This is a genomic window from Xenorhabdus doucetiae (assembly GCF_000968195.1).
In the GTDB taxonomy this organism is placed as follows: Bacteria; Pseudomonadota; Gammaproteobacteria; order Enterobacterales; family Enterobacteriaceae; genus Xenorhabdus; species Xenorhabdus doucetiae.
The window spans coordinates 2,165,865-2,181,864 of the sequence record NZ_FO704550.1; the positions used below are offsets into that span (position 1 = coordinate 2,165,865).

The 16,000-nt window shown below is 41.9% G+C and carries 16 protein-coding genes; 11 read left to right on the forward strand and 5 right to left on the reverse strand.

All coding sequences use genetic code 11. The features are described from left to right. Nucleotides 1-71: 71 nt before the first annotated feature. The 4 genes from XDD1_RS09720 to ydgH form a co-directional block, all read right to left on the reverse strand. Nucleotides 72-773, reverse strand: a complete 702-nt coding sequence (locus XDD1_RS09720; RefSeq protein WP_045970736.1) for a fimbrial biogenesis chaperone — start codon at nt 771-773, stop codon at nt 72-74. 97 nt (nt 774-870) lie between these two features. Further along, nucleotides 871-1,401 carry a fimbrial protein gene (locus tag XDD1_RS09725; protein WP_045970738.1) on the reverse strand — a complete coding sequence of 177 codons (531 nt, stop codon included), beginning with the start codon at nt 1,399-1,401 and terminating at the stop codon, nt 871-873. Nucleotides 1,402-2,288: 887 nt separating this feature from the next. Next, nucleotides 2,289-3,680 (reverse strand): basic amino acid/polyamine antiporter, encoded by a 1,392-nt coding sequence (locus XDD1_RS09730; protein WP_045973448.1) that lies wholly within the window; start codon nt 3,678-3,680, stop codon nt 2,289-2,291. A gap of 558 nt (nt 3,681-4,238) precedes the next feature. Then, complete coding sequence (gene ydgH / locus XDD1_RS09735; RefSeq protein ID WP_045970740.1) at nt 4,239-5,192, reverse strand: DUF1471 family protein YdgH; 954 nt, start codon at nt 5,190-5,192, stop codon at nt 4,239-4,241. A gap of 389 nt (nt 5,193-5,581) precedes the next feature. Here ydgH and pntA point away from each other — a divergent pair, with 389 nt between their 5' ends. Continuing rightward, a complete protein-coding gene (gene pntA / locus XDD1_RS09740; protein ID WP_045970743.1) occupies nt 5,582-7,117 on the forward strand; it encodes a Re/Si-specific NAD(P)(+) transhydrogenase subunit alpha in 1,536 nt (511 codons plus the stop codon). Between the two features lie 11 nt (nt 7,118-7,128). Next, entirely contained in the window at nt 7,129-8,517 is a 1,389-nt protein-coding gene (pntB, locus tag XDD1_RS09745) for a Re/Si-specific NAD(P)(+) transhydrogenase subunit beta (protein WP_045970744.1), read from the forward strand. 133 nt (nt 8,518-8,650) lie between these two features. Here the strand turns inward: pntB and XDD1_RS09750 are convergent, their stop codons facing one another. Beyond that, nucleotides 8,651-8,938 carry a hypothetical protein gene (locus XDD1_RS09750; RefSeq protein ID WP_045970746.1) on the reverse strand — a complete coding sequence of 96 codons (288 nt, stop codon included), beginning with the start codon at nt 8,936-8,938 and terminating at the stop codon, nt 8,651-8,653. Nucleotides 8,939-9,258: 320 nt separating this feature from the next. On the opposite strand from XDD1_RS09750, the gene XDD1_RS09755 reads away from it, so the two are divergent. The 9 genes from XDD1_RS09755 (at nt 9,259) to XDD1_RS09790 (ending at nt 15,710) form a co-directional block, all read left to right on the forward strand. Next, on the forward strand, nt 9,259-9,996 hold the full coding sequence (locus XDD1_RS09755; RefSeq protein WP_045970748.1) for an ABC transporter ATP-binding protein: 738 nt from the start codon (nt 9,259-9,261) through the stop codon (nt 9,994-9,996). Next, a complete protein-coding gene (locus XDD1_RS09760; protein ID WP_045970750.1) occupies nt 9,989-11,194 on the forward strand; it encodes an ABC transporter permease in 1,206 nt (401 codons plus the stop codon). The genes XDD1_RS09755 and XDD1_RS09760 overlap by 8 nt, the downstream gene beginning before the upstream one ends. Further along, nucleotides 11,187-12,626 carry a TolC family protein gene (locus tag XDD1_RS09765; RefSeq protein WP_045970751.1) on the forward strand — a complete coding sequence of 480 codons (1,440 nt, stop codon included), beginning with the start codon at nt 11,187-11,189 and terminating at the stop codon, nt 12,624-12,626. The genes XDD1_RS09760 and XDD1_RS09765 overlap by 8 nt, the downstream gene beginning before the upstream one ends. Then, the gene (locus XDD1_RS09770; protein ID WP_045970753.1) at nt 12,619-13,857 is read left to right on the forward strand and encodes an HlyD family secretion protein; all 1,239 of its coding nucleotides are present in this window, start codon (nt 12,619-12,621) and stop codon (nt 13,855-13,857) included. The genes XDD1_RS09765 and XDD1_RS09770 overlap by 8 nt, the downstream gene beginning before the upstream one ends. A 131-nt stretch (nt 13,858-13,988) precedes the next feature. Beyond that, nucleotides 13,989-14,243 carry a CCDC90 family protein gene (locus XDD1_RS09775; protein WP_231854379.1) on the forward strand — a complete coding sequence of 85 codons (255 nt, stop codon included), beginning with the start codon at nt 13,989-13,991 and terminating at the stop codon, nt 14,241-14,243. A 39-nt stretch (nt 14,244-14,282) separates the two neighbouring features. Next, complete coding sequence (locus XDD1_RS09780) at nt 14,283-14,564, forward strand: hypothetical protein (RefSeq protein WP_045970757.1); 282 nt, start codon at nt 14,283-14,285, stop codon at nt 14,562-14,564. 41 nt (nt 14,565-14,605) lie between these two features. Next, on the forward strand, nt 14,606-14,815 hold the full coding sequence (locus tag XDD1_RS19945; RefSeq protein ID WP_231854380.1) for a hypothetical protein: 210 nt from the start codon (nt 14,606-14,608) through the stop codon (nt 14,813-14,815). A gap of 14 nt (nt 14,816-14,829) precedes the next feature. Beyond that, nucleotides 14,830-15,042, forward strand: coding sequence for a GNAT family N-acetyltransferase (locus XDD1_RS19950; RefSeq protein WP_231854381.1), 213 nt, complete (start codon nt 14,830-14,832; stop codon nt 15,040-15,042). Nucleotides 15,043-15,053: 11 nt separating this feature from the next. Then, nucleotides 15,054-15,710: a hypothetical protein gene (locus tag XDD1_RS09790; protein WP_045970759.1), complete on the forward strand. Its 657-nt coding sequence runs from the start codon at nt 15,054-15,056 to the stop codon at nt 15,708-15,710. Nucleotides 15,711-16,000: the final 290 nt, after the last annotated feature.

Here is a 16,000-nt window from a genome sequence, read left to right on the forward strand (position 1 = left end):
ATCTTTCAGGTTGTATCTTGAAATCTGTTGGGTATATAGGTTGTATTATTTCTTATTACAATAAAATTTAATTACAACTGACATTTTTCCTCTGGTGTTACACCACCAAAATCATTAATGGTTTTCCAAGTTACCTGATTGATGTTTTTGATAGGAACATCCCAACTTATTTGGCCAAAAGGCACAATCATTCCTGCGGGTTTAATTTCATGACTTTTTAGATTATTGCCAACGGTTAATGTAGAAAAAGAGACATAGTAAGGCGTTGGATTTTCTACAATCAGTTTGTGTCCATCAGCCTTAAATTTCAGTGCCTTATAAGCAATGCCAGCATTGTCAATCAGACTGGCAGGGCGATAGAACAACTTAAACCGGGATTTTACCGTGATCTGTAATTGGTTCTGTGCTGATTTGGCTGTTGCCGGAATAGACTTAATATTGAGCCAGAACAAAGATTCTTTGTCTTCAGGTAAATTGTTTTCAGGTAAAGCATTTCCGGTGTTAACAATACGTAAAATATTCTCATCCCCGGCTTTTAATTTAAAAAGTGGGGGAGTGATAATAAAAGGTGCTTTGGTTTTTCCATCCTCACCTTCGACCCATGATTGGATCAGGTAAGAAATATCCGTTTCTGGATTGTTAATAGAAATAGAGGCTTCTTTTTGATCGCTGATATAGATGACACGTGTGCCGCCAATAACAACACCGGCAAAAGAGAGACTGGTACTGAAAATGTAGACTAAAATAAAAGTCAAAATGCGAAAATATTTCAAGGTGGTTGCTCCAAACAATACTATTTAAACCCAAGTCATATTGTCCTGAATTATATTGTCTTGGCTTCCTTGCCATCATTTCCATTAGTTATAAGTATTAATTATAGGTGATAGTAAAGTTAGCGACCGCATCACCTGAACCTGGCACAACCTTGTTAGATGTCGCGATATATTTGGCGATGAAATCCAGAGTATTAACTTTCTGACCTGCTACCAATTTTTGCGATTGTGAGTTTTCTGCGATATTAATCGCTGTGCTACTGTCATCTTCATAAAGAGCGAGCGCAACACCTTGAGCTGCATTTCCTTTACTATTGGTTAACGCTAAAAACCGGCTATTGGTTTTGTCTGTTTGACCATCAAATTTAACCTGAGCCTGGTTGTACTCTGTTGGGCAATCAGTCAGATTAATACTAAAACGAGTCGCGGCAGAGGTGCTATTCGCTCCGTTAAATGAACTTGAGCTGATAGTACCCATATTGACGGTTTGATTAGCGGAATTTGAATCGACTTTACACGCCGTCGCCGTGATCTTTCCCGTAAATTTGACTTGTCCATCGGCAGCGTGCGCAGTGGACATGAGTACAGATGAAATAAATAAGGATGAAATAATTAACTTGGTTTTCATTTTCTAAAATATCCCATCTCTGACGAACTGATTCGACAGAGAAACAGATTATCGAGTTAGTGTTAATGTTTAATGCTGTATATAACTACAGCAGTGAATGATTTAGGATTGCGTCTGAAAAATAACAAAGACACAACAGTTCATATTTCCTTATCAACGATAAGGTAAGAATATAGTAGCGAGTCTTTAACAAAGATCAAAATAATAACTTGACTAATCTCATAATTCGGAGTTTTGAGCTATTAAGGAAAATTTAATAGAATTGTTATTCATAACATAGATTTTTTTCTGAACTCCAATGAACTTTTATTCTGTTTTATAAGATTAATTATTAATTTAGGATATCCTGTAAAAATAAACATGTTGAAAAACACATAGATATTTTAACGTTATCTTTTCTTGTTGATTCTTTGCTCAAAGATTGATTAATTGTAATAAATATATTTCATTTAATTTTTATGTCTAATATTGCAATTATGTAAGATTCTATATCTAGCCTTAAGCTAAATAATGATAGGTTTTATCTACTTAAAGTTAACTTATTATTAATAATATCTTATCGATAAGTGCCTGTTTAAAGAACAGGTCCTATATGTTTGAAAAATATATCGAGACAAAAGCAGAATTAATACTTATGAGTTGATCGCTAAACGTTCTTTTTCTTCTTATTTAGTTACAACATACTTATTCCTACAAATAAAAAACAACAAAGCAAAAATCAACTCCCAAACACAAAAAAGCTCAGTAAAAAAACCAAATAACTCAAAAAATAATATCAATGGTTAAAATTTAAATAAAAAAATAAGAGGGGAAACTAAGCTCTCCTCTTATTTTATTCACTTAAAAGTATATTAAACAGTAAGGATTATCATGCTCCGAAACGACTGCTAGTGCATTAACTGCCATGTGGAAGGTAATACCATCAAAAACAAAATCACAATGGCCGATTTTTCTACTAAAGTTAATGGCACTCTTTCCTGATCTTGCCTACGCGCATACAAGAAAACCAGCAATCCAGGTGCGTATAACACTACCGAAAGCAAGAGATGCATTAATCCCGAAGCATAAAGTAACCATAATCCATAAGTGCAAGCGCTTAAGGCAATAAAGAGTAGAGCGCGGCTACTGCGTTGGAAAGCGACCTTCACTAAAAATGCACCGACAAGAAAGTAGGGCACAAGGATCATTTCAGAAGCAATAGAAAGTAATGTATTGTAGTTACTGCCACTTAACCAAATAACAATCAAAGAGAGTTGAACCGCGCCATTTGTGATCCAAAGTGATGACTCAGGTGCTTTCTTGCTGTTTTGTTTTTTGAATACCTTAGGAAATGAACCGTGTAATGACGCGATAAAGGGGACTTCTGCTGCCATGATTGTCCAGCTCAGGTAAGCGCCGCAAACAGAGATGATCAAACCAGCAATAATTACAATTTCTCCTGCGGAACCCATTAACCCAACCATCAACGTTGCCATAGAGGGATTACGCATAGCGGCTAATTCAGGTCTGGTAACCAAGCCCAATGAAAGCAGGGTAACCAGTACATATACCCCTAATGCTGAAATAACAGCCAGCACCGTTGCAATACCAATATCCTGGCGTTTTCTGGCTCGCGCAGAAACCACAACCGCACCTTCAACACCAATGAAAACCCACAGTGTAATGAGCATCGTATCTTTAACTTGCTGCCAGACGGGAACGCCCATTTCAATGCCACTAAAGTCAAAGGAAAAGATATCCATCTTAAAAGCGATAACAGCTAAAATGATAAACATGCCCAATGGCAATAATTTTGCCATTGTTGCCAGCAAGTTGACTCCCGCAGCCGTTTGTACACCGCGCAATACCAGCCAGTGAACAAACCAGAGTAAAATAGATTCACCTATCAATGATTGCCAGGTATTGCCATCACCAAAGATAATTGAGTGTTCGGAATCAGTGAAAAAACTTAACGCGGCAAAGACGATAACTAAATAAGAAACATTGGCAATAATGGCACAGAACCAATATCCCCATGCAGAACAAAATCCAACTAACTCGCCAAAACCTTCTCTTGCGTAAGTAAAAATACCGCTATCCAAATCAGGGCGAAGTCGTGAAAGTAAAAGCAAGGAAGTGGCTAAAAAGAGAATACCTACGCCTGTTATTCCCCAACCAATCATTAATGCTGCAGGACTGCCTGCCTGCGCCATGTTTTGCGGCAAACTGAATACGCCGGCACCGACCATAGAACTGAAAACCAGTGCAGTCAGAGACGTAAGGCCTAATTTTTTTTCCAAAGATACGTTCCCAAAAATAATATAATCGACACGATTAGCCAGAACACTTGTCCTGAATATCGAACACATATTGGACATTTATTGCATCCATGCGATGGATTGCAGTACGGATTTAGCAGATAAATCTAAAAACAGGGCGATTCTACGGAGTGAAAGGAGGGTATGCAATGGTTGACTATGCAAAAAAATATAAATTTTATGCATAAAATTGTGTGGAGGAGTAAGAAAATGAATTACAGATAATTTTTCTAATACGTATTATCTCCTTAATAAACATAGTAATGTTCATAAGATAAACAGGTTTGATAATATTGATTATAAATTTTACACTAGTGAAACAAATTACGAACAATTATGTAAATAATGTCAATGAAAAGGGAGGCTAAACGGGGTCATCTGAAGATCATACCAAAATATGATGTTGATGAATTGTTAACTCGCAGGAAGTTATTGATATAGATAAATAATAAAACCCTCAGAAAAAGAAGATAGAAAAGGCACAAAAAACATTTGTGCCTTTTTTTACGAATTACTGAACTATTTTATTTGAATATATCATTATTTGAATAAATCTGCACTGATGGTAACGTTGCCACCATTAGACTGCCATTCTCTCGTGATATGGTAGTATTTTGCGCCTTTTTCTGCTGCGCGTTTAGCAACCTGATAAGAAACCTCAGGTGCGGTAGTGTAATAACCAGAGAAGGTGATGGAATCGAACGGAGCCATCAGAGCGGCGGATGCTTTATTCAACTCTTGAATTTTTGTGCCATCAGGTAGAGTGACAGTGTAACGCCCACCTTTTGCTGACTGGGTTTCAAAAAAGTTGCCAATCACATTACTGGTTGAAGTTGAAGAAGCCACACCTGGGATTTCAACTTTCTTGGCTTCTTCCCCACCTTGTGCCAGCGCCTTGCGTCCTGCTTCAGAATCGGCTGGGATTACAGCCTCACTAGACTGAACTTTACGTTTTGGCGCATCCTCTTTATAAACATAGGCGGTGACTATTTGGTTGCCACCATTATTAGGTGCAATATCACGCACAATAAAGAAGGAGGCTGCATTTTTCTTTTTAGCCTCTTTAGCGATAGCTTCTTTCAGGTCAGGATCAGTAGGGAAATAGCCATTCACGGTTACCGTATCGAAAGGTTCTAAAGTGGTGGCTTCAATTTTAGGTAACTCTTTGATACCGCGGTAGATGCGATAATTAGGTGTTTTATCTGCTTTTTCCGCATCTTTATGGTACAAATCGGCAACAACACGTAAGTTACCACGTCCATTGAGGTCATCGAGACTCTGGATATAAAAACTGTCAGCGCCTTTTTTATCGGCCTGACGGGAAACTGCGTCAGCAGCTTCATAAATGGCATTAAAACGACCAGTCACCGAGATCCGCTCAAAAGGTTTAATCTCTGCGGCTTGTTCTGGCGTTAACTCTTTAGCCGCATGAGCAGCAGTCATCGTGGTTAGTGAGAGCACCGCGGTAGCGATGATCGTTGTCTTCAGCTTCATAAAAAATCCTTTCGCCTTGCGCATTAAAATATTTATAACGGGCTGAACATTGTTATGTATCACATAGGGCGCAATTATTACATGTAATAATGCTAATTGTCGCAATAAATTATGTCTTCTAAGAAACGATAAGCCATTTTTAGTATATGACACCAAGAATTTTAATAAATATAGTAAGTTATATGAATTAAAGAATGGTTTACATTAAAAGGTCATTTTGCTTTTTCTGCCTTTATGATGATAATTCGTTGAGATTATTTTCATTGAGTTACTATTTGGTATTCTTTTGATAGATTTCGCTGATAGCAGCAATAAAGTCAAACTAATCGTTAAATAGGCTTCAACAAGGTCATAATCAGCAATATTTCATTCTTAAAGAAGGAAACATTATGCGTATTGGTGTACCAAAAGAGCAATTTTCCAATGAAGCGCGCGTTGCTGCCACACCCTCCACCGTGGAGCAATTGCGTAAATTGGGATTTAACGTCACCGTTGAGACGGGAGCAGGTAAACTGGCCAGTTTTGATGATGTCGCTTATCAAAAAGCGGGGGCGGATATAGCAGAAATCCACCCAGTTTGGCAATCCGATATCATTTTAAAGGTCAATGCCCCTGACGATGATGAAATTGCCTTGATGAAACAAGGTGCGACGCTGATCAGTTTTATCTGGCCGGCGCAAAATCCAGAATTAATGGCAAAGCTGGCAGAACGCAAGGTCACCGTTCTGGCGATGGATGCCGTGCCTCGAATTTCCCGCGCACAATCTTTAGATGCCCTCAGCTCAATGGCAAATATTGCCGGTTATCGCGCCATTGTTGAATCCGCTCATGAATTTGGCCGTTTTTTCACGGGGCAAATTACCGCAGCAGGCAAAATACCACCAGCGAAAGTCATGATTATTGGCGCGGGTGTGGCGGGATTGGCGGCAATTGGTGCGGCCGGTAGCCTCGGTGCAATTGTTCGCGCTTTTGATACGCGTCCAGAAGTTAAGGAACAAGTGCAAAGCATGGGAGCTGAATTTCTGGAATTGAATTTCAAGGAAGAGGCCGGCAGCGGTGACGGTTATGCAAAAGTGATGTCAGAAGCCTTTATCGAAGCCGAAATGGCGTTGTTTGCTGCACAAGCCAAAGAAGTCGATATTATCGTGACAACGGCATTGATTCCGGGGAAACCGGCACCACGGCTTATCACAAAGGAGATGGTTGACGCCATGAAGCCCGGCAGTGTGATTGTCGATTTGGCCGCCCAAACGGGCGGCAACTGTGCATATACCCAAGCCGATAAACTTATTGTGACAGCCAATGGGGTAAAAATTATCGGCTATACGGATTTGCCCAGCCGGTTGCCAACTCAATCATCACAACTCTACGGCACCAATCTGGTTAACTTACTGAAACTACTGTGTAAAGAAAAAAATGGAGAAATTGCCATTGATTTTGATGATGTGGTGATACGTGGTGTCACTGTGATTAAAGAGGGCGAAATCACCTGGCCAGCGCCTCCCATCCAAGTTTCAGCCCAACCAGCAACGGCCAAACCCGCCGCAGCCAAAAAAGAGGAGAAACCGGCAGAAAAGCCCAAATCTCCGTGGCTGAAGTATGGATTGCTCGCACTCGCCATCATTCTGTATGGCTGGCTGGCAGATGTTGCGCCGAAAGAGTTTTTATCGCATTTTACCGTTTTCGCCTTGTCCTGTGTGGTCGGTTATTACGTTGTCTGGAATGTCAGCCATTCATTGCACACCCCATTAATGTCCGTTACTAACGCGATTTCCGGCATCATTGTCGTTGGGGCTGTTCTGCAAATGGGTGAAGGGGGATGGGTCAGTTTCTTCTCATTCATTGCCGTATTAATTGCCAGCATCAATATTTTTGGTGGCTTTACTGTCACTCAACGTATGCTGAAAATGTTTCGTAAAGGATAAGGGGATAACTTATGTCGAACGGAGTAGTTACAGCAGCTTATATTGTTGCCGCCATTTTGTTTATTTTCAGTCTTGCCGGGCTTTCCCGCCACGAAAGCGCTAAACGCGGTAATATTTTTGGCATTTTGGGTATGGCCATTGCCTTGGTTGCCACGATCTTAGGGCCTGATACGGGTAATATTGGCTGGATTATTTTAGCCATGGTCATCGGTGCAGCGATTGGCATTCGTCTCGCCAAAAAAGTGGAAATGACTGAGATGCCGGAATTGGTGGCTATCCTGCACAGTTTTGTCGGTCTGGCGGCGGTGCTGGTTGGGTTTAACAGTTTCGCCACCCACGATATTTTTGCCACCCCCATTATGGAAAATATTCATCTGACCGAAGTCTTTCTTGGGGTATTTATTGGTGCCGTCACCTTTACCGGTTCGATTGTAGCATTTGGTAAATTGCGGGGAAAAATCTCGTCCAAGCCATTGATGTTACCACACCGGCACAAACTGAATCTGGCCGCATTGATCGTCTCCCTGATCCTGATGTTCACCTTTATCAGAACAGAAAGTGTTGGCTTGCAAGTTTTCACTTTACTGGTGATGACCATTATCGCACTGGCTTTTGGTTGGCATTTAGTGGCCTCCATTGGCGGGGCGGATATGCCGGTCGTTATTTCCATGCTGAACTCCTATTCCGGTTGGGCGGCGGCGGCGGCGGGTTTTATGCTAAGTAATGACTTGCTGATTGTCACCGGTGCTTTAGTCGGTTCTTCGGGGGCCATCCTGTCTTATATTATGTGCAAGGCGATGAACCGCTCCTTTATTAGCGTGATTGCCGGCGGTTTCGGCACCGATGGTATGGCGGCAGGGGATGCACAGGAATTGGGAGAGTATCGTGAAACAACGGCGGAAGAAGTCGCTGAACTGTTGAGAAATTCCACTTCGGTGATTATTACTCCGGGCTACGGTATGGCCGTGGCTCAAGCGCAATATCCGGTGCATGACATCACAGCGAAACTGCGTGAAAAGGGCATCAATGTTCGCTTTGGTATTCATCCCGTTGCGGGTCGGTTGCCGGGCCATATGAATGTGTTACTGGCTGAAGCTAAAGTGCCTTATGATATTGTTTTGGAAATGGATGAGATTAATGATGATTTCTCTGAAACCGATACAGTTTTAGTGATTGGTGCCAATGACACTGTTAACCCCGCCGCGCAGGAAGATCCTGCCAGTCCCATTGCCGGAATGCCGGTACTGGAAGTTTGGCACGCACAGAATGTGATTGTGTTTAAGCGCTCGATGAATACCGGATATGCCGGAGTGCAAAATCCATTATTCTTTAAAGAAAATACACAGATGTTATTTGGTGATGCCAAAGAGAGTGTAGAGGCGATTCTTCGGGGGTTGTAATTAGAAAGAATTCAAATAATCTAGAATCTCGAAATGCTAAAATAGCTTCGTTTATAATACGAAGCTATTTTAGTTTTAGAGAAAAAATATTATTAGTTCAGTGAATAACGTTATCACAAAAAAATTGATCAGATTATCCGCTTATTCTACCTTCATAGTAAGCTTGAAAAGCGGTACGTCCGGTATGAAATTCACAAGATCCAAGACGCTCTTTAAAATGCCATGTTATCTTTCCAAATTTGGTATTCTCCGTAAATACATTGGCAAAATTATTAGAAGGATTAGAAACAAATCTATAATATTTACCGCCACCCATAGGTGCTGGGTCCTGAGGATTACAATATTTTGATGCCGATGCAGTCCCAATCCCACCAATTAATGCTGTCGCCAACGCCCCAACCGTCAATAATTTCTTAAACATAAACATTCTCCTGTAATTGCCTTAAAATTTGAAAGTTAATTTTATTGCTTGTAAAGTCACTTCTAATAATGCAAGCCAAATCTAAATCATCATCGGATGATATCGCAATTTTAAAATTTATATATCATCTATATATTTCATTCTGGATTAGAAAGTTGGCTTTTATTATCATAAATTATGACAAATCATTACGGTGCTATTAATCACCGACATAAGAAATATTATTGATAATTTCTCAGTGAATTATTAATTTCTCAATGTAAATGGAAGTCAGTTAATTTAATAAGAAAGATAATTGAAACGGAGAAATTATAAAAACAATGGATCTTATAAATGCTATGCAGCCGACAACGCCGATATCACCGGTTATCAATATGCAGCGCTTAACCCGTGTTTATCAACATGGCGAAGAGAACCCAACACCGGTGCTAAAAAATATTACAGCACAAATTTATGCCGGCCAGAGTTGCGCCATTGTCGGAACATCGGGATCAGGCAAAAGCACTTTACTGAATATTCTCGGTCTGCTGGATAAACCCACCTCCGGAGAATACTTTCTTTGTGGTATCAATATGTCCACAGCCAATACCGACCTGCGTGCCAGAATGCGTAATAAAGAAATCGGTTTTGTTTTTCAAAGTTTTCATCTGTTGGCCGGAATGACAGCGACAGAGAACGTCGCTCTGCCGCTGCTTTACCGCGGGTTGACTTCTTCACAAGCGCATAAAATTGCCGAAGAAAAACTGCATTTGGTGGGGCTTTCACAGCGTGCGGCTCATTATCCGGCTGACTTATCCGGCGGGCAGCGGCAGCGAGTGGCGCTCGCCAGAGCATTGGCGGGAGAACCTTCGTTACTGTTGGCCGATGAACCCACCGGTAATTTAGATCAACAAACGGCAGAAGAAATTTTATTGCTGCTTTCTTCCCTTCACACCGACAAAGCGATGACATTGGTCGTCATCACCCATGACCCGAAGGTTGCAAACCATATGCAGCGTGAATTACGCATGGTTGATGGTCAATTGCAGGAAACCAGAGGCGTAACCATTCATGCGTGATCATCAGCCCCGCAATTACGGTATGTCGGCATTTATGATTTGGCGAGAAGCCTGGCGGAATTTATTGGCAACAGGAAGAAGCACTTTGCTTGCTTTATCAGGGATTGCCATTGGGTGTGCATCGATTGTGGCCTTTGTGAATACCGGACATAACGCCAGCCTTGCGGCACTGAAAATGTTCAGCGGGCTGGATATCAATGTCATTACCGTCAACCTGAACACCTACGATCATGGAATTGATAGTACATCACTTAACATGGCCGACCTGACAACGGCAATTCCGGGATTATCTTCAGCAGCACCGTGGATCTATTTTCCTTCTCCCGGACGTTATAACGGAAAAACAGATACATTTACCCTAATAGGTTCCTCTGCGGAGCTGGAAGAAGTCATGCAGTTGCGGTTGCGTTATGGCCGGTTTATCTCCGATTATGATCAGCACGCTCCTTATCTGGTGATTGGCAACGAAGTGGCCGTGACCCTTGGTGAAGGGGAGCCATCCCGTGTGCTTGGCAAACAAATTCAGCTTGGCAATTATCTATATACCGTGATTGGTATCTTCGAAATAAAAGGGCAAAACCCTATCTTTCCTTTTTCGCTGGACTCAGTGGTGATTGTTCCTATTAATGCCATGCGCAAAATATCACCCAATACGGATCTGAATGGCATTATTGCCCGCACCATAACCACCGCTACCACAGAAACCGATGCAAAAGATTTATTGGCGTTGCTCAAGCGCAAGTTTCCAGTGGTTGATATCGATGTGCGGGTCGCCCAGCAACTTCTGCAAGGTCAGGAAGAACAAAGTAAAACGTTTTCTTTTATGTTGATCGGGTTGGCGGTCATTTCGCTGCTTACCGGCGGCATTGCCATTTCCAATGTGATGCTGATAAACGTATCGACCCGACGCAAAGAAATTGGGTTGCGGATGGCGTTAGGGGCACGAACGCAGGATATCCGGCGGCTTTTTTTGTATGAAGCGGCAGCATTGACTTTCGCCGGTGCCATACTGGGTGCACTGGCCGGTGTCATCGTCTCCGGTCTTTTTGTCCTTTATTCTGGCTGGTCATTTTCTTTGGCTCCGTTATCTCTTCCATTAGGAATAGGGAGTTCAATCATGGCGGGGCTTATCTCCGGTTTTTATCCCGCACACAAAGCCTCTCAAATGGAACCCGTACAGGCATTACGCGATGACTAAAAAATATTTCCTTTATGGCTCGTTAAGTTTATTTCTTCTTTTTCCTCAAACCGGGCTTTTTGCCGCTGAACAGGAACCGTTAACTTTATCAGAACCCACAAAAGAGGTTATCGGTCTGTCGTTAAGCGATGCAATAGGGCTGGGTTTGAGAAATAACTACGCGATACGCAGTGTTTATCTGGATCGTGTCGCCCAGAAATTTGACTTACGGGTGGCAGAAGACTGGTTTACACCAAAGCTACAGCTTAGCGGGCGTTACATAGCGGGTAAAAATCAGGATGCCGATTTTAGGAAAATGAACCTTTCGCCTAATGCCACGCTACTCACCCCTTTGGGCACTCGCTTTACACTTTCATGGACACGTGAAAATACGAAATCGGGGAGAAACAACGTTCACAATGATGGCGCAAGTATGACTGTGATCCAACCGCTTTTACGGGGAGCCGGCACCGATGTGAATAATGCCCCGATTTTGCTGGCCAAACTCCAGGAACAAACCCACCGGCTGACTTTAAAAGCGACGGTTGCCGATTCAATCACACAAATTATTCTGGCATACCATGCGTTACTTCGTGCTCAGGAGCAACAATCATTATCGGTTGCTTCCCTTAAACGTATGCAGAAATTAGTATCAATTAACAAAGAGTTGATTGAAGCCGGCAGAATGGCGCAGACAGATATCATACAAACGCAGGCCGATCTCGCCATGCAGGAGCTTTCAGCAAAAGAGGCTGAAAATAATGTACATACCACGAAACTGGCGTTACTGAAATTACTCGCGCTAAACCATAAAACCCCTATTTATGCGACAGAGACGCTGAAAGGCACCCACATTAATCTGAATATTGAGCAATCCATTAAAAAGGCACAGGCTCAACAACCGGATTATCTTATCCAATTACTTTCCGCAAAAACGACAGAGATTCAATTAATGCAGGCGCGAAATAAGCGGCTCTGGGATTTATCACTGGTTGGAGGGCGATCCCAGTATCGTTCATCTTCTTCTGAACCTCGAAACTGGGAAAATTACGTGGGGATACAATTGGATATTCCGATTGGTGATATGACACAGAAACAGGCGGAAGTTCAGGCCAAAGTCAACGTCCAGAAGCAGGCGTTGCACGTGGAGGAAGCAAAAACAAATCTGGAACAAAAAGTCATCAATGCCATCCGTGATACCGAATCACGCTGGCAGGAATATCAATTAGCGATAAAAGCCCGTTCACTTTCGCAACAGAAACTCGACATTGAACAGGAAAAATTGCAGGCCGGGCGATCCAGCAACTTTCAGGTTCTGAGTTTTGAAACTGACCTGAGAAATGCTGAAAATGCCCGCCTGAATACCCTGATTCACTATCTCAATGCTCAGGCTGAACTGGATCACATTCTTGGCACGACCTTAGAAAGCTGGGAGATAACCCTCAATGATTAAACGTTATCGCTGGGCCATAGCGGGCATATTTATCGTGATAGTTTGTTTTTTTGCCTTTTTGTTCTTAAAACCCTCTCCGGATCAGGAATCGGTACAATGGATTGCAGTAAAACAACGCGTGATAGAAAAACGTCTTGGCTTAGTTGGTCATCTACAATCTGCGCGCCTTGAAACCATACCCGCGCCATTTGATGCCATTATCCAACACGTTTTGGTCAAAGAAGGGCAACGAGTTGAAGCTGGCCAAACCTTAGTGACGCTGGATACCCGAAAGATTGATATTGAGCTTCGGCAAGCGCAAGTTGAGATGATCAAGGCTTCATCCGCCGTTGACCAATTACATGACTGGGAGAACAGCCAGGACGTGATCCGTGCCAGAAGAAATGTTGAAAATGCGAATCATATGGTTATCGAATTAAAAAATAATCTTTCGAAAACGCAGGCACTTTTTTCCCGCGGCATCGTGCCAAAAATGGAAGTCGAAAACCTCCAGCAACAACTTCGCCGACAATTAACAGAACTGGCTTCCGTACAGGATGATCTTGCCTCTATTCGACAAAAGGGCAGCATCAATAATGTTCGTGTTGCCGAAATGGAACTTCAAAATGCGACAAGCCGTTATCAGGCGCTGCAAGAACAATATTTACATAAAGAGATCAAAGCACCATTTTCAGGTGTTGTGCTTAGGGCGGCAGCACAGGGGGAAAGTAAGAAGCTCTTAACGATTCAGACCGGCGTTCGGGTTACTGAAGGGATGCCTTTATTAGAAATGATGGACACCACACAATATCAGGTACTGGCCCAAGTTGAAGAAACCGATCTCGCCAAACTCAAAGAAGGGCAGGCAGTAAAAATTAGCGGGGAGGGATTTTCTGATCATCTTTTGGATGGAGAAATTGAAACCATTGCAATGCAAAGTGTGAGTACGGATAAACCCGGATCGGCGATTTATTACGATGTGGTGATTAAAGTCACTTCATCCATGAACCAAGGTTATCCCATCAGGCCGGGAATGAGTGCTAAAGTCAATATTGTTATTTATCGCAATGAACAGGGCATTGTTGTACCCGAAGCCGCATTGACTCGCGATAGCAATGGGCAATTAATTGTCAATTGGCGTCCGGATTTAAAACGTCAGTCTGTGCCTCGTCAGGTCACTATCGGAGAGTCCATGCCGGAAGGAATAGAGGTTTATGGGTTGGAGGAGGGGTTTATTGCGCTGCCTCGGTAAAACGTATGCGGAAGCGGGGAGTTGCATAAAAATCTAGCTAATTAGCCCCTTTGGTGTTAGTGTTAATTACACAGGTAGCTGATGATCAGCAGCCATCAACCCTAAGAGGGTGAAAAATGCCGTCCATAACTATGAATATACATAACGCCATTAAATCTCTAAAAGAATCAGGCATGGATGAATCACAAGCAGAAAAAATTGTCGAGATTATAGCGGACTTACAAAACGTCAGTACGGCGACAAAAGAGGATTTAAAACAAACAGAAAGCAATTTAAAAGCTGATTTAACATCAATCAAAAGTGATATAGATTGGCTGAAAAAAATAATCCTTACGGTTGGGGTTGCAGTCGTCATCGCGGCCATAAAATATATTTTTGTAGGTTAATGAATGGGGCTATGTGCCCCATTTTTTAATGGAATACTTATGCGACTAATTGAGAATTACATCCCTCCTTCAACAAATGATCTGACTGATCTTAAAGGCCGATTGCATTTTACGGGGCAACAAATGGCAGAACTTGCGGGGGTATCTAGCAGTAACCAATGGCGCAAGTACACTGGAGGTGAAAAACCGCGAGAATTAAATCAACATATCCTTTTTTTCGTAGCAGCCCAATTGACGTTAGATCAAAGCGAATTGTCTCTTATTTTGGATGAAATGAGGAAGTTAGGGGCTGAATTTGAAGAAAACCTAATACAGCCCTAGGAACTATACTAAGGCGAGGTTTTCCCATATTGGAGCGGTATATGTTGATTACCTTAACTGAGGTAAACAAGAACAACTTTGAAGCTGTCTGCGACTTGTCAGTCACTGATGACCAACTCGACTATATTGCGGAGAATGCGTTTTCTATTGCTCAATCTAAATTTTTTCCTTCATACCAAACACGCGCAGTTTGTCTGGATGGGCAGCCTGTCGGTTTTTTCATGTGGGTACCGGATGATACCAAAGAATAATGATTTGGCGGTTTATGGTGGATAAAAACCATCAAAACATGGGAATTGGGCGTAAAGCACTATCGCTGGCGCTTGATGAAATCAGATGTACAGATCAACTGGAATCAATAGCAATCAGCTATGATCCGAATAATCTCATTGCGAAAAATCTTTATGCCAGTTTTGGTTTTGTTGAAGCTGGCATAGATGAAGAAGTTGAAGAGATGATCGCTGTTATTAAGATTTAGGGGCTAGGATTATGAAAAACAGAAAATTTGAACGAAATCGCCGTCTGGCTAAACAGTATCATCGTAATCAACATCACAACCAATTTGAACAAGGCATTTTGGTTTATCATGATTACAGTGAACGTGATCCGGACGAATTATCTTGGTGGGATGATGTTGCTTTTATTCTGGGCAAAGTGCGCGTTGTAGTGACATGGCAGCATCCTCGCTGTGTATATTGGGACAAAATTGAGGACGCCGCCATGAAAGCAGCCAACCATCTGTATCCTCACACCGAAGGCGATAATTTCTTTCAGACCGAAAAAAACTACAAAAAAGTGGGGCGGAGCCGGAAAAAAGTACATTCTCATGTCCTGCTTCCCAATGAAGACTGGCGAAAATGGGGGGATGCAGTGGAAGCAGAAAAAATCCGTTTACGCAAAGAAGCTGATTTTATTATCACGCCCTCTATGAAAGTCGAAATGCTGGAGCGCTATCGTCATGTCGCTATCGTGGCACCGCTAGAAATTCGCAATGTCGAAGAACTTCGCCAATTGGCGGATCTGGTGCGTCGTATCCTGAAAAAAGAAACAACATTGGAAACTGAATTTCCTGATTATACCTATGGAAAAGCACAGTGGTATGCAGAAGGTTGGTCTAAGCAATCCCAGTACAAATTATCTCAGTAAGTTCGCTAAAACTTAATGTCACTTTTGACACTGACAAATTTAAAAAAATCACCTTGTGTGATTTTTTTTCTAATCCAGTAACACGATTCTGGTGATTACTCATACTAACTTACAATCAAAACAATCCATCCAGAAAATTCCGTCAATTTCAATTTATCATTATTATTCAATATATTACGCATATCTCTCATTTCAAAAAACACTCTACTTATTAAAATATACATTTGAAAAAGTAAGATTTATTAAATAAGATGGTGTGAGTGATTAGCCGTAATTTTTACGGAGCGTAA